The following is a 13,060-nucleotide window of genomic DNA, read 5'->3' as shown; positions in this document are numbered from 1 at the left end:
AGGCATTTATCTATCTGCCTATTGATGAAACAAATTTTAATTATGTGCGAATATTTAATATTACAGCACCCCGGGCATAATAGAGTTTACTATAACTTAGCAGGAGAATTAGCTTTAGCGGAACTTAAAATTGCAGTTCAACGCTTATCTGTTAATGTAACTGATGTTAAGGTTATAGAGATTGCCAATGTGCGATACCTTTCTATTATTACTGAAGGTGTATTATCATCCAATGATTTTCAAATCCTTTCCAGATTATCCTTCGTTTTTAGTATGTACCAATTGGATACATACAATAACAAAAACATACTAGTTCCCATTGAACAATACAATTATAAGTATGTGGATGATAAAATAAGCTCAATGCTTAAATATCCAGGGAAAACCAACGAATTATTTACCAAAATGATGATTAATGTGGCTCTGTTAAGTAGTGACTTTAATTATGATGATGCGATCAACCTCTTAGATCCTGTTTCAGGAAGGGGCACTACGCTTTTTGAAGCTTGTATTTACGGCTTTAATGCATATGGAGTAGAGTTGGATGCAAAATCGGTGAGTGATTCCATCTTGTTCTTTAAAAAGTATATTCAGACGGAGCGCTATAAAAATACTGCCAATAAGCGTATGATTTATGGTAAGGATAAAACTGAAGCCGTTTATGTTAATGAATTTGAATACGCGCGTTCAAAAGAAGAGTTTAAAGAATGTGATAATCGTAAAGTCCTAGCAGTTGTAAACGGAACTACCGTTGATTCTGATAAATATTTTAAACCAAAAAAGTTTCATTTAATAGTGGGTGACTTGCCTTATGGTATTGCACATGGAAATAAAACTGTGAAAAATAAGGGAGGTATAACACGGAATCCATCAGAACTATTGCGCTCTTGTGTTGAGGAATGGAAGCGAACTCTTAAAGTAGGAGGAGTTATTGTAATTGCATGGAATTCGTTTGTGGTATCGAGAACCCAATTACAAAGTGTATTTGCCGAGGCTGGTTTGGAAGTGATGAAAGAGCCCCCATATAATGGGTTTGAACATATGGTTGATAAATCAATAAAAAGAGATATTATTGTTGCAAAAAGGGTTAACTAGCGTTAACCTTTGCAGCAAAATATTCAATTTCTTCAAGTTTTAGTTTCGAAATTGAGTCGGTGACTCCTGCTGCTTTTTTTATTAAAAACTTCTCGGCAAAATTCATTTCTTCCAATAAAAATTCACCTCCCATTATTGATTTACAAATTGCATGGTTTCGTAATATCTCAGGGAATGCTTGGTTGAATTGGTGTTGTGATTTAGGCTGTTCTTCCATACAACATAAAAATAAGCCTAATTTTTTGGTCAGTAGTTCATTTTGCTTTTTGGCCATTAAGCGTTTTAAGTCACTTTGTAATCTTCCAGAATGTATTGACCCCCCAATAATAATTGTATCATAACTTTCAATACTCAACGATCTATGATGTCTCAAATTATATAAATCAATAATTTTATCATGAAGTTTAGCTTGAATCAGTTGTGCAGCCTTTAATGTAGTACCATGTTTTGAACGATAGAGAATTGCGGTTGCCATAGTGTAGTATATTAAAGTTAATAAACGTTAATATACATTTTTACTATGATAACTTAAACTTATTAAGTGCTTTATTTTAAGTAATTAATATAAAATTCGAGCAAAGGTTATTTTTGATTGTAAATTCTATCTGTAAATAAAGAATAAATCGATTTAAGTTCCTCTGAATAGTTTAACATGTCTTTTTGCATATTAATAATATTATCATCCTTCCTCATTGCGGGTCCTGTTTGAGCTTCAATTGGAGATAAGCTTTGAATTTTATGCGCTGTTTCATTAATCAATGGTTTAATTACATCAGGATTAATGTTATTGCTTTCTAATAAATCAAAGGCAATTTTATAAAGATGATTGCTAAAATTACAAGCAAATACTGCCGCTAAATGAATTTGTTTTCTTTGTTCCGAATCACATGAGATTACTTGTTTTGATATTTTCTTGGCGGCAGTCATCAGTTCAATTTCAATAGTCTGATCCATCCCTTCAATTAAGCAAGGAATTTGATTAAAGTCAACGGCCTTATCTTTACTAAATGTCTGAAATGGATAGAAGGTGCCGAACTTATCAAATCTATTTAAAATAGAAGATGCCATGCTGCCAGATGTATGAACTACGATACCTTGTAAGTTTGGCAAATCTGCAATAACCGATTCTAAAGCAGAGTCGCTTACGGCTATTATATATAAATCACACTTTTTCTGAATTTCGTTTAATTGATCCGTATGATACGCATTAAGCTTATCTGCTAAAATAGAGGCGTTTTTAATAGATTTACTATAAACCTGTCTGATATTAAAACCACTCATAGCTAATCCCATGCCTAGTTGTGTCGCCAGGTTACCAGATCCAATTAATACAACGTTCTGAATCATTTTTATAATTTTTATTTAATGATAAATGTAAAATATTTTTGGGTTAAGTTGAGTGTATTATCCTAAAAAGAAGAGGTGTAGCGATAATAATTATAATAAAAAAAAGGATGCCTAAAAAAGACATCCTTTAAAATTAGAGCGAAAGACGGGGATCAAACCCGCGACCCTTAGCTTGGAAGGCTAATGCTCTATCAGCTGAGCTACTTTCGCAATTCAATATTTTTTGGAGCCAATGGAGGGACTCGAACCCACGACCTGCTGATTACAAATCAGCTGCTCTAGCCAGCTGAGCTACATTGGCAACATTGTTACTTTTAAGTGGGCAGAGCAGGATTCGAACCTGCGAAGTCGAAAGACAACGGAGTTACAGTCCGTCCCAGTTGGCCGCTTTGGTATCTGCCCCAAAAGCGATTGCAAAAGTAGAAATAACTTTTAAATCTGCAAGTGAAATAAGTAATAATAGCTACACTTTTTTAGCGCGAAATCGTCTAAAATAAGGGGTGGAGGACTCTTCATTGTTGAGAATCTATTATTTACATCATTATTTATTATGGTGATTTTTTTTCAGGATTAATAAACTTTTTTGCGACTTAAACTGATAATCTCATAAGAGCACGAACATTTGTTAAAACTGGAGTGTTTTAAGCTTATTCGAAATTAGGCTGCAAGTTGCAAATTTTGCTTTGTGTGATAAAAAGCACAAATAGGAATTTGCACGTAATCTATTTTTGCATCGTAATCTTTTTTAAAAAATATAATGATATGAATATTTCAGAAGCAACAATTATTGACGTTAGAACAACTGCAGAGTTTAGCATGGGAAATGCAACAGGCTCAATAAATATACCTTTAGATACTTTACCACATCGTTTAGACGAGGTGAAAAACTTTAAACTTCCGTTAGTGATTTGCTGCGCATCAGGTGGAAGAAGTCATGCAGCGTGTGAGTATTTATCAAAACAGGGTTTTACAGATCTTTATGATGGTGGAGCATGGGTTAATGTACAAAACGCTTTAAACAACTAATAGAATTTATTATGGGTTTTTTAAGCAAATTATTCGGGAATAAGAATCAAGCCATTATCGATTCTCTTTTATCAGGAGCAAAAATTATTGATGTAAGAACACCTCAAGAGTTCAAACAAGGTAATATTGATGCATCTATAAATATACCATTGGACAAATTAAAAACATCTATTGGTAAATTAAAAAGGATGAATACCGCTTATGTGGTGTGTTGTGCATCAGGTATTCGAAGTGCGCAAGCAGCATCTATATTAAAATCTAATGGTATTACTGAAGTTATAAATGGTGGCAGTTGGCATAAAATTGATCGACTCGTTTAGTATCATTTCTTAATCCTGACAAAATATATTTAAAATGAAACGAATTATTGTAATAGGAGGGCTTTCTGCAGGTCCATCTGCGGCGGCTAAGGCTCGTCGAGAAAATGAATGTGCTGAGATATTAATGTTCGAAAAATCGAGTAACATTAGTTATGCTACTTGCGGAATTCCTTATGCCCTGTCGGGTGTAATTAACAATCGAAAAAAATTAATTGTAGTTGAAGCAGAATTATTAAAGAAACGCTTCAACGTTGATATGCATCTTGAAGAAGAGGTGCTTGAAATACTTCCAGATGCACATGAAATTACAACAACAAAAGGAAGATATAAATACGATAAACTAATATATGCTGCTGGTGCACATACTTTTATTCCGCCTGTAAAAAACTTGGTAACGGCCAACAATTGGTCGCCTTGTAGGTCTTTATCTGATTACGATAAGTTAATGAAGGAAGCTGTAGCTTCTAATGCCAAGCATATTACAGTAATGGGAGCTGGTCTAATTGGGGTTGAAGTTGTTGAGAATCTTGTAGAATTAGGTAAAAAGGTAACCTTAATTGAGGGCAGCAATAAGGTGCTTCCGATGTGGGAACAGAAGTTCAGCCAATTTGCAAAATCAACTTTGGAACAGAATGGGGTAGAGGTTATTACCAATACCTTTGTAGATGAAGTAAAGGTTGAGAATGGTCAAATTACTTCAGTTAAAATTTCTGATGATAAATGGGTTGATACTGATTTTGTTGTAATGAGTGTAGGTATCAGACCTAATACAGAGTTGCTGACAAGTAAAGGGGCAGAGGCAATACGAAATGGAGCAGTAAAGGTTAATGAGAGAATGGAAACTTCGTTGCCAGATATTTATGCTGCGGGTGATTGTTCAAGTATCAAGAATATACAAACCGGTGAATATGATTATCTGCCATTAGGAACGCATTCTAATAAAGCAGGAAGAACAGCAGGTATAAATGCAGCAGGTGGATCTGAAGTATTTGAAGGAGGCTATAAAACGGCTATCATAAAAGTATTTGAAAATACTATGGCCCGTACAGGGATGAATCCAACCTTTATGAAAGCAAATAATATTGAATACAAAACTAATTTAATATTAGCGGGGGCAACACCTGGTTATTATCCCAATCAAAAGGAAATGATCATTGAAACGTATTATTCTCCTGAAGATGGTACTATTTTGGGTTGTGAGATATTTGGTGAGCATGGCGTGGATAAACGAATTGATGTTATGAGTACTGCAATATATGCTAAATTAAAAATGACGGATTTGCCAAGGTTAGATTTAGCCTATGCGCCACCTTTCTCTCCTGCAAAAGATCCGGTTGTTGTTTCGGGTTTTGTATCTTCAAATGCGATAAATAATAATTATGCCGAGCTTGGAGTTGAGGAGCTAAAGAACTTATTAGCTACTGAGAACGAAGCAAATTACAATTTAATTGATGTTCGTACACCTGCCGAAATAAATGCTCAGGGTAAAATTGGGAATGCAATAAATATTCCTGTTGATGAGTTGCGAACGCGAACAGAAGAGCTTGAAGCCATAGATAAGTCTTTACCTACCTATGTATATTGTGCCAAAGGTTTAAGAGGATATTTGGCCTCATTAATATTAAAAAGTAAAGGGTTTGAAACCGTTTCTAACTTATCAGGAGGGTACACCATCTGGAAAGCATTAAACTAATAAAAATAATAACCCAAGGAAGAATAATCTCCTTGGGTTAATTGAATTAAATGCCAAGACCACTTCTATAAAAAGAACTCATCTTTGAAGTTGACTAAGTATAATTTCTCAGTACATCGTGTTAATGCTGTATAAAGCCATCGGTAGTAATCTCTATCTACACCATCTTCAGGTAAAAAGCCGGGGTCAACAAAAACAGCCTTCCATTGTCCACCTTGTGCCTTGTGGCAGGTCATTGCATAGGCATACTTAACTTGCAACGCATTGTAATAATCATTGTTTTTTACGCCTTCATATTGTTTTTGTTTGGGTTTTAAATCGGCATAATCTTCCATTACTTCATAAAAGAATCCTTCTTGATCATTTTTGGTTAAGCCAGGAGTATCGGCCTGCAATACATCAAGTAATAACTTTATATCAACTTCTAACTCTTTATAATCGATTAGGCGGACAGTACAGTTTACAAAACGCTTTCCGTATAGCTCCTCATAGCCGCGTATTCTAACAATCTCAGCAATATCTCCATTTGCAATAAAATCTACTTCTTTGCTGTTCTTTAACCAATGATAGTTATTTTTCACCACGAGCACATAGTCACCAACGGCTAATTCTTCTTCTCTATAAAGAATGCTATTTCTAATACCATTGTTGTATAAATTAGCTCGTTTATTCGATCGGTTTACAATTAAGGTATTATCCATACCATAGGTATCGTATGCCTGTTGAATTTCATCTAAGAGCTCTTCGCCTAATACTCGTTTAACATCTGAATACTCTTCTATATCAAACTGAGGAATCTCAGAAATAAACTGATTGCTTTCAATTTCTTGCCTTAACATTGATGCACAACTTACAATGCCACTTTTGTTTTTTTGTCTAACAATATCTGATAAGAAGTGCTCAAACACAGTAGAGCCATAAACTTCTAAATTAGATTTTACCATCGCTACGCTTTCTGAGCTTCCAACAGGTGGTAACTGTGCATCATCTCCAATAACAACCAATTTGCAATTTTTTCCGTCAAATACGAACTCGATTAAGTCTTCTAATAAGTTTCCAGAACCAAACCCAGAATAGTCTCCGGTGTTTCCAGAAATCATTGAAGCTTCATCTACAAAAAATACAGTATCGGTTTTTAAATTTTTGCCTGTTTTGAAAGATCCAAATCCATCATTGGCTGATTGTTGTCGATAAATACTTTTATGTATCGTAAAAGATGGTGTGTTAGCGAACGAACTAAATACTTTTGCCGCTCTTCCGGTTGGTGCCATAAGACAAATTCTGAACTTTAATTCTTTCAAAACTTCCACAAAAGACCCCGTTAAAGACGATTTTCCGGTTCCGGCGTAACCTTTTAATAAAAAAAGTGGTTTTGTTGAGTCGCTTGTTAAAAATTCGGCAAATCCCTGTATGCATGCCTGTTGCGATGTGGTAGGAGTGTGTTCGAATGCATTATTTAGCAGGTTAATTAAATGTTTATTTATCATTTTGTTGTAAAAAATCAGAAACCAAAACTGTAATTTAAATTTTTTTTTAAATTTGTGACTTCAAACTAATACAAAAAAATCCGTAAAATAATGAAAACAGTAATTCAAATTATTCTTTTTCTTGTAATAGCTGGCTTAGCATACGCTGTAGTTGAAAGCGTTCAGAAGCCAATTAGATTTCAAAAATCGCACAAGATGAGAAGTACCGAAGTAATTGAGCGTTTAAAAGACATTAGAACTGCTCAGGTAGCCTATAAAACCCGTTACGACAAGTATACAGGTAGTTTTGATACCTTAATTAACTTTGTGAAAACTGACTCTTTACAATTAGTAAAGAAAGAAGGTAGCCTTTCTGATAGTTTAGTTGAAGCAGGTTGGACAGAAGAAAAAGCTCTTAAAGTAGGGTTAATTAGTAGAGATACAATTGCTGTTGGTGTTGCGGATTCACTATTTGCTGATAGTTACCCAATTGATTCACTACGCTATATTCCATTTACTGATGGTGAGCAGTTTGAGTTAGGTGCTGGTATTGTACTTACAGGTTCTGGTGTGAAAGTGCAGGTATTTGAAGCAAAAGTTGAAAATAACGTATATCTAAATGGATTAGAGGAGCAAGAGGTTATTAATCTTAATGATAAAGCTCGTAAATTAGAAAGATATGCAGGTTTAAAAGTTGGTTCTCTTGAAGAAACAAATAACAATGCAGGTAACTGGGAGTAATTCTATATCGAACAAATGAATATGGAGTCAATCTCAGTTATTGATAGTAATTTCGATGTTAATGTAACAACGTCATATTTTTTATCCATTCAGCTTTCGCTGGATGGATTTTCTTTTTGTGTACTAGACCCAGTTAGTAATGAATATATCCAATTCTGGCATAAAAAGATTAATCCAACACAAGAACCTACTAATGTTTTAGAGCAGGAGTTAAGAGAAAACCCAGTTCTACTATATCCCTATCAAAAGATATTTTTTAGCTATAACTCTAATTACTACACCTTAGTTCCTGATGGTATTTTTAATAAAGAACAAGCAAGGGAACAACTTAACTTTACAATATCTAGCAATAATCATCCTGAAGGAGAAGTTTTTTTTAGTAAAATAAAAATGGCTGATGCTTGGTGTATTTATAGTATACCTCAAGAGTTGGTAAGTCTGTTAAAGAAATACTATTCTGATATTCATTATTTTTGTGAAATTGTACCTTTTATCGAAAATGCATTATTGAGTACTACTATAGATAGTAAGAAAAACCACGTACATATTAATGTTAATAATAAGTATTTCGATATTGCAGTAACAGCTGGTAATAACTTAATACTTCATAATGCATTCACATATAAAAACAATAACGATTTCTTATATTTTACTTTATTTGTTTTCGATCAATTAAAACTTAATACCTCCAAAACCACGGTTTATTTATCAGGAAGTATTGATAAAAACGACAATACCTATGCGATGCTTAAGAAGTATATTAAGCGAGTAGAGTTAAGTACCTCTACAAAGCACTTTAGGTTTTCGCAAATCTTTAAGAATATTCCTATTCAAACACATTTAAATTTATTTAATATTCCAATATGCGTATAATAAGTGGTAAACTTAAAGGGCGAAGATTTAGTCCTCCTAAGAGTTTTAAAGCCCGACCAACTACTGATTTTGCTAAAGAAAATCTGTTTAATGTTTTAAACAATACAATAGATTTTGAAGGTTTAAATGTGCTTGATTTATTTGGCGGAACAGGCAGCATTAGCTACGAATTTGCTTCAAGAGGTGCAAATAAGGTTACTTGTGTTGAGCTGCGATACCCGCATTATAAATTTATTATGCAAACTATTGATGAATTAGACTTGAAGGGTAAGGTAAGCGCCCTTAAAGGTGATGCTTTTAAGTTTGTAGAAAAAACAAGTGAGAAGTATGATTTAATATTTGCCGATCCTCCTTATGATATGGAGAAGGCAATTAAGCTTCCACAATTGATTCTAGATAATAAGCTTTTGAGTGACGGTGGACTATTGATTTTCGAACACTCAGGGGATGCTAGTTTTAATAGTCACCCTAATTTTATTGAAGATCGAATTAATGGAAAGGTAGTATTTACATTATTTAGAGCTTAGGTAGAGATAATTAAATAAAAAAGGAGCCATTCGGCTCCTTTTTTATTTACATCTTATGATCTAGGATGAAATTGTGACATTGTTTCTTTTAGATATTGACTATCTAGATGAGTATAAAACTCAGTAGTTACAATTGAGGTGTGTCCAAGCATCTCTTGAACAGCTCTAAGATTTGCTCCGCCTTCTACAAGGTGGGTAGCAAATGAATGTCTGAACGTATGCGGACTTACATTTTTCTTAATACCAACTTTTGTAACAAGGTTTTTGATAATTGTAAATATCATTACCCTTGATAATCGTTTACCTCTTCTGTTTAGGAATAATACATCTTCACTATCTTTATGTATGTTCAATAAACGTCTATACTCGCTTAAGTATAAATTGATCTCTTTGATGGCTTTTGAACTAATTGGCACTAAACGTTCTTTTTTCCCTTTACCATCAACTTTAATAAATCCAGTTTCAAAATATAGATTAGATATTTTTAGTTCTATAAGTTCAGAAACTCTCAGGCCACAACTATAAAGCGTTTCTAATATAGCTCTATTTCTTTGCCCCTCAGGTTTTTTTGTGTCAATACAATTAATTATAGAATCGATTTCTTCAACAGATAGCAATTCTGGTAGTTTGCGTTCAATTTTTGGTGGAACTAGCAATGCTGTAGGATCCTTCTCTATTTTCTCTTCTATTAAAAGATACTTATAAAAGGCTTTAATACCACTAATTATTCTAGCTTGAGTTCGAGCACTAATTCCCTTTTGGGCTACCCACTCTACCATTTCTCTTAGGTGAACTATAGTAACCTCCTCTGGGTTTACTCTATAATCCTTTTCTTTTAAATATTGAATTAATTTGTTTAGGTCCGTGTGATAAGCGTGAATGGAATTATCTGATAATCCTTTTTCCACTTTGAGGTATCCCTTAAAATCTTCAATTTCTGATTCCCAAATCATATTATCGTTATTTTATGATATGTAAACTGTTATTAAGTAAATATAAAAATACAACTTAACAAAGTCAAATAATCTAATAATTTTTATGTTAAAATAATGCGTTTTTGCTTAGGAAGGTAAATTATATCGCAAAGATATTAATTTTTATTTTATAAGTACCCAAACACTCAATAAAGAGTTGTACTCTTATCATAAAATTATATTCAAGCTTAAATGATTTAATTTATAATCATTATAAAAATATAGTAAATCATTTTCTTTAGGTCTTAATTACAACTACTTAACTTATGTGTTGTTTGGTATAGCTAGCAATGTACTATCTCCATATGAAAAAAAAAGGCCTGATTTTAATCATTGAACCCCAATTGTGTTTAAAATGACATAAGTTTTCAATACATTTGCACAAATAATAATAAAAGCGTGCAACTGTAGTTAATAGTACTACAATTATATATCAGATGAAGATTTTAATAATAAATGGTCCAAATCTTAATTTGCTTGGAAAAAGAGAAGTAAATGTATATGGAAATCAAAGTTTTGAATCTTTCTTTACTGCCGTACAGAAGAAGTATTCTAATATAAATTTAGAGTATTATCAATCAAATTCTGAAGGGAAATTGTTAGATAAAATTCATGAAGTTGGATTTACATTTGATGGTATTGTTTTAAATGCAGGTGCATATACGCATACCTCTGTTGCTTTAGCAGACGCTATATCAGGAATTACCACTCCCGTAATCGAAGTTCATATTTCAAACGTTTTTAAACGCGAACAATTTAGGCATCATTCTTTTATATCGCCAGTTTGTGTTGGAACCATTGCAGGATTTGGACTAGACTCATATATTTTAGCTATTGAGTCTTTGCTATTAAAGGAAACAGAGAATATTAATTCGCCCAGTTAGAAAATTGAAATAAATATTTAGTTGATGAAAAAGCTTACGAAGATTGTAGCAACAGTGTCAGACATGAAGTGTGACCCAGATTACGTTAAAGGACTTTACAAAGCAGGAGTTAATGTTGTAAGGTTGAACACTGCCCACATGGATTATGAGGGATTATGTAGAGTTGTGTCTACAGTGCGTTCTGTATCTGACAAAATTGCACTTTTAGTAGATACTAAAGGTCCAGAAATTAGAACTACACCTACTGAAGATGGTAACAAAATTTTAGTAGCAAAAGGTGATACTTTATTAATGAAAGGTGAGCCAGAAACAAAATCTACTGAGAAATGTGTATGTGTTTCTTATGCTAATTTTGTTAAAGATATGCCTCTTGATGGTGATGTTTTAATAGATGATGGTGAAACAGCTCTTAAAGTTATCGAGAAACATGACGATCACTTAGTTGTTAGAGTTGAAAATGATGGTGAAATTGGTGGTAAGAAAAGTGTTAACGTTCCTGGTGTTCGTATTAGCCTTCCTTCTTTAACTGAAAAAGATATCACTTTCTTAGGTTATGCTGCTGAGCAAGGAATTGACTTTATTGCTCACTCTTTTGTTCGTAACTCTACTGATGTTGCTGATGTTCAGGCTGAATTAGATAGACTTGAGTGTCCTGCTAAAATTATCGCTAAAATTGAGAACCAAGAAGGTGTTGAGAATATTGACGAAATCTTAGGTTGTGTTTATGGTGTAATGGTCGCTCGTGGTGATATGGGTATTGAAATTGCACAAGAAAAAATTCCTGGAATCCAACGTCAATTAATCAGAAAATGTGTTGATGCTAAGAAACCAGTGATTGTAGCAACTCAAATGTTACACACAATGATCAAAAATCCTCGTCCAACACGTGCTGAGGTTACTGATGTTGCAAACGCAATTTATTACCGTACTGATGCAATTATGCTTAGTGGTGAAACTGCTTATGGTGATTATGGTATTGAGGCTGTAAACACTATGTCGAGCATTGCTAGAGAAGTTGAAGCTGCAAAAGATAATCGTAATGATATTCCTGTTGCTCAACCAAAAAATAGCGTTACTTCTTACCTTGCTGATACTGCAATTAAAGCGTCTAAAGAATTAGATATTAAAGCTGTTATTACTGATAGTTTTACTGGAAGAACTGCTCGTTATTTAGCTGCATTTAGAGGCGAAGCTCCTGTTTACGGTCTTTGTTACAATGATAGAGTAGCAAGAGAATTATCTCTTTCTTATGGTGTAAGTCCACGTATGATGGAAGATGGTACATCTAAAAAAGAAATCTTAATCAAGACTTTAAACAAGCTTGTTAAAAAAGATGTATTAAGTACTCAGGATTTAGTTGCTTACCTTGGAGGTAGCTTCGGAATTGGTGGTGGTACTTCTTTCTTAGAGATTATTACTGTTGAAAATCTTCTTAAGAAAGCAGAAACAATTGTTGATTAATTAGTTACAATATTTACATTAAAAGAGAGCTTTATGCTCTCTTTTTTTTGCTATAATTTTGGAGTAAATGAGCGTAACTTCTACCTTTAAATAAAGCTATAAAAGCTTTATTGTATGAAGTTTTTTATTAGTTTTGCACCCAAGTACAACACATCTGGGGATGATATGGATTCGACAGCAGGTGAAAGTTGTATGTAAGCATGCAGAGCACAGGAATTCCGGCTCTTTAATCTCGGGTTTCAACTTTTTATAAGGCGAAAATAATTACGCTCTTGCAGCTTAATCGAAGTATAGTAGATTAGCATTATTCGGTATAAGATACTGAAACAAGACATCTCTTAAGTGCTATCGTCCTGAGGCGGCTTAAATCAGAGATGCTGGAAAATTGGGAACCGGCAACTACAAGCTTTGGGTTGTTGCTTAAATAAAGAAGATAAGGTAGTAGTTGGTCGCTTTGGGCCGGCTATTATTCGAAAATTAAGTCAGAGCTAAGCATGTAGAAAGCATATTGCTTCCTTGACTGGACCAGGGTTCGAAACCCTGCATCTCCACAAAAGCGATTTCAGAAAGCTTCAAAACCCTTCAAAACTCTTTGTTTTGAAGGGTTTTGTTTTTTATTTCTTTTTCCATATTTAGGGTGAGATAGGTAGGGG

General features: G+C 33.6%; 13 protein-coding genes, 3 tRNA genes and 1 other RNA gene. 10 read left to right on the top strand and 7 right to left on the bottom strand.

Annotation, left to right across the window (positions count from 1 at the left end; genetic code table 11):
- Positions 1–24 precede the first annotated feature (24 nt).
- Positions 25–1,095, top strand: a complete 1,071-nt coding sequence (locus tag A8B35_RS08825; protein WP_068472332.1) for a TRM11 family SAM-dependent methyltransferase — start codon at positions 25–27, stop codon at positions 1,093–1,095.
- Here A8B35_RS08825 and A8B35_RS08820 read toward each other — a convergent pair.
- The 5 genes from A8B35_RS08820 to A8B35_RS08800 all read right to left on the bottom strand — a co-directional run bounded on the left by A8B35_RS08820 (position 1,088) and on the right by A8B35_RS08800 (position 2,844).
- Positions 1,088–1,570, bottom strand: coding sequence for a flavodoxin domain-containing protein (locus A8B35_RS08820; RefSeq protein ID WP_068472331.1), 483 nt, complete (start codon positions 1,568–1,570; stop codon positions 1,088–1,090). The two genes, A8B35_RS08825 and A8B35_RS08820, sit on opposite strands and share 8 nt — an antisense overlap.
- Before the next feature lie 107 nt (positions 1,571–1,677).
- Complete coding sequence (locus A8B35_RS08815) at positions 1,678–2,442, bottom strand: Rossmann-like and DUF2520 domain-containing protein (protein ID WP_068472329.1); 765 nt, start codon at positions 2,440–2,442, stop codon at positions 1,678–1,680.
- A gap of 137 nt (positions 2,443–2,579) precedes the next feature.
- Positions 2,580–2,652 (bottom strand) — tRNA-Gly (locus A8B35_RS08810).
- Between the two features lie 14 nt (positions 2,653–2,666).
- A tRNA-Thr gene (locus A8B35_RS08805) sits at positions 2,667–2,743 on the bottom strand.
- An 18-nt stretch (positions 2,744–2,761) separates the two neighbouring features.
- Positions 2,762–2,844, bottom strand: a tRNA-Tyr gene (locus tag A8B35_RS08800).
- 360 nt (positions 2,845–3,204) lie between these two features.
- Here A8B35_RS08800 and A8B35_RS08795 point away from each other — a divergent pair.
- From A8B35_RS08795 to A8B35_RS08785, 3 genes are read left to right on the top strand one after another with little or no spacing between them, the layout of a single operon-like run.
- On the top strand, positions 3,205–3,468 hold the full coding sequence (locus A8B35_RS08795) for a rhodanese-like domain-containing protein (protein ID WP_068472327.1): 264 nt from the start codon (positions 3,205–3,207) through the stop codon (positions 3,466–3,468).
- 11 nt (positions 3,469–3,479) lie between these two features.
- Positions 3,480–3,788, top strand: coding sequence for a rhodanese-like domain-containing protein (locus A8B35_RS08790; protein WP_068472325.1), 309 nt, complete (start codon positions 3,480–3,482; stop codon positions 3,786–3,788).
- 34 nt (positions 3,789–3,822) lie between these two features.
- Entirely contained in the window at positions 3,823–5,481 is a 1,659-nt protein-coding gene (locus tag A8B35_RS08785; RefSeq protein WP_068472323.1) for an FAD-dependent oxidoreductase, read from the top strand.
- Positions 5,482–5,546: 65 nt separating this feature from the next.
- Here the strand turns inward: A8B35_RS08785 and A8B35_RS08780 are convergent, their stop codons facing one another.
- Positions 5,547–6,968: an ATP-dependent DNA helicase gene (locus tag A8B35_RS08780; protein ID WP_068472320.1), complete on the bottom strand. Its 1,422-nt coding sequence runs from the start codon at positions 6,966–6,968 to the stop codon at positions 5,547–5,549.
- A gap of 90 nt (positions 6,969–7,058) precedes the next feature.
- Here A8B35_RS08780 and A8B35_RS08775 point away from each other — a divergent pair, with 90 nt between their 5' ends.
- Genes A8B35_RS08775 through A8B35_RS08765 form a run of 3 tightly spaced genes read left to right on the top strand, consistent with a single transcriptional unit; the run spans position 7,059 to position 9,088 of the window.
- Positions 7,059–7,688, top strand: coding sequence for a hypothetical protein (locus A8B35_RS08775; RefSeq protein ID WP_068472318.1), 630 nt, complete (start codon positions 7,059–7,061; stop codon positions 7,686–7,688).
- 21 nt (positions 7,689–7,709) lie between these two features.
- The gene (locus tag A8B35_RS08770; protein WP_068472503.1) at positions 7,710–8,561 is read left to right on the top strand and encodes a DUF3822 family protein; all 852 of its coding nucleotides are present in this window, start codon (positions 7,710–7,712) and stop codon (positions 8,559–8,561) included.
- Positions 8,552–9,088, top strand: a complete 537-nt coding sequence (locus tag A8B35_RS08765; RefSeq protein WP_068472316.1) for an RsmD family RNA methyltransferase — start codon at positions 8,552–8,554, stop codon at positions 9,086–9,088. The genes A8B35_RS08770 and A8B35_RS08765 overlap by 10 nt, the downstream gene beginning before the upstream one ends.
- A gap of 53 nt (positions 9,089–9,141) precedes the next feature.
- Here the strand turns inward: A8B35_RS08765 and xerD are convergent, their stop codons facing one another.
- Positions 9,142–10,041: a site-specific tyrosine recombinase XerD gene (xerD, locus tag A8B35_RS08760; protein ID WP_068472314.1), complete on the bottom strand. Its 900-nt coding sequence runs from the start codon at positions 10,039–10,041 to the stop codon at positions 9,142–9,144.
- A gap of 458 nt (positions 10,042–10,499) precedes the next feature.
- On the opposite strand from xerD, the gene aroQ reads away from it, so the two are divergent.
- The 3 genes from aroQ to ssrA all read left to right on the top strand — a co-directional run bounded on the left by aroQ (position 10,500) and on the right by ssrA (position 12,961).
- Positions 10,500–10,946, top strand: coding sequence for a type II 3-dehydroquinate dehydratase (aroQ, locus tag A8B35_RS08755; protein WP_068472313.1), 447 nt, complete (start codon positions 10,500–10,502; stop codon positions 10,944–10,946).
- Positions 10,947–10,970: 24 nt separating this feature from the next.
- Positions 10,971–12,407 carry a pyruvate kinase gene (pyk, locus tag A8B35_RS08750; RefSeq protein ID WP_068472311.1) on the top strand — a complete coding sequence of 479 codons (1,437 nt, stop codon included), beginning with the start codon at positions 10,971–10,973 and terminating at the stop codon, positions 12,405–12,407.
- Between the two features lie 156 nt (positions 12,408–12,563).
- Positions 12,564–12,961: a transfer-messenger RNA gene (ssrA, locus tag A8B35_RS08745) on the top strand.
- The last annotated feature ends 99 nt before the right edge of the window (positions 12,962–13,060 follow it).

The organism is Saccharicrinis aurantiacus (assembly GCF_001660705.2).
Taxonomy (GTDB): Bacteria; Bacteroidota; Bacteroidia; order Bacteroidales; family Marinilabiliaceae; genus Saccharicrinis; species Saccharicrinis aurantiacus.
This window is presented reverse-complemented; position numbering and strand designations above follow the sequence as displayed.